Genomic DNA, 1082 nt, shown 5'->3' with positions numbered 1-1082 from the left:
ATCGTATGTGACGAGCCTTCACAACAAGAGCTTAAAGTGAAGACAGTTAAGTACTTCTCTGAGCTAGAAGCGGAAAACATCAAAGGTTTCTAATCATTCGGGCAATAAGCCAAGATAACCGCTAAAAACACAAAACCCGTGAATCATCACGGGTTTTTTCGTTTCTGGGCATGATAAATACCATCACATCGCAAGCATCTTCGTTCATTTGAGAAGAACCTCAGTACGCTTGGATGCCAAATTGGCGCAGACGCTTTGGCAGAACTTCATCCAGCCTATCTAGTTCACTTGGCTCTACTTCGATCAAATTGAAGTTGTGTTGCTGATACACCGCGCGAATGACTTCTCGCTCTTTTTCTGGCGTCTCTCCGCTATCACTTCCCCAAAACTGAAGGTACAGCTTGCCAGCAGGAAGATAAAAATCGCTCATCACTTCTTGTTCTATCGGGAGTTGTCGCTCGTAAGCATGGACAATGCCAGTCAAATACAACCAGTTATCAATTAATAACTCCCCTTTTGAACGAACATAGTGCCCATCCAAAGTCCGGTGTTTGGCTTCGAATTTTTGACGAAAACTGGAGTAGGATTTGTCGGTGGAGTGCGACTCCGCATCTTGCCCCAAAAACTCCACTACAGATTGCTTCAAGCGCTTGTTGCGCAAAACGACATCGTGCCAAACCACAAAGGTGTTTTGTGATTCTTTGTCTGCACGCTGTTGACCACCTGCTCGAATGCCCGCTTCGGTGACTTGCCATCCGTCTTCTGATTTACTTATCCAGCCTAGCTCACTCAACAATTGGTTGATTCGCTTGGCATTAAGGCGAAGTTTATCGCCAAGTTGTGTGGCACTCAGAGTTTTCCCAGAGGTAGGATTCAGCTCAATATGCAAGTTCGTAGGCCAGACAATAAACTGCCCAAACTTGGGGTGGTCAACATATTCACCGCCGAACTTAGCGCCCTCTTCCGTCAGGATCCATTTGTCCTCTTGGCGAGTGATGTAACCGGCGCGTTTGAGATCTGAAAACAGCAGCTTGGCGTCAATATTGCGCATTTTCGCTAATGCTGATGTCGATATTTTTTCT

General features: G+C 45.9%; 1 protein-coding gene and 1 pseudogene. One reads left to right on the top strand and one right to left on the bottom strand.

Features of this window, described 5'->3' with window-relative positions; genetic code table 11:
* Window positions 1-93, top strand: a pseudogene (nagB, locus tag R7P35_RS25970) (glucosamine-6-phosphate deaminase); the annotation flags it as partial.
* A gap of 127 nt (window positions 94-220) precedes the next feature.
* Here the strand turns inward: nagB and R7P35_RS25965 are convergent.
* Window positions 221-1082, bottom strand: an 862-nt coding sequence (locus tag R7P35_RS25965) for a glycerol kinase (protein WP_318093342.1), incomplete at its 5' end; no start/stop codon positions are given.

This window comes from Vibrio sp. Vb0304, from assembly GCF_033338995.1.
Lineage (GTDB): Bacteria > Pseudomonadota > Gammaproteobacteria > Enterobacterales > Vibrionaceae > Vibrio > Vibrio alginolyticus.
This window is presented reverse-complemented; position numbering and strand designations above follow the sequence as displayed.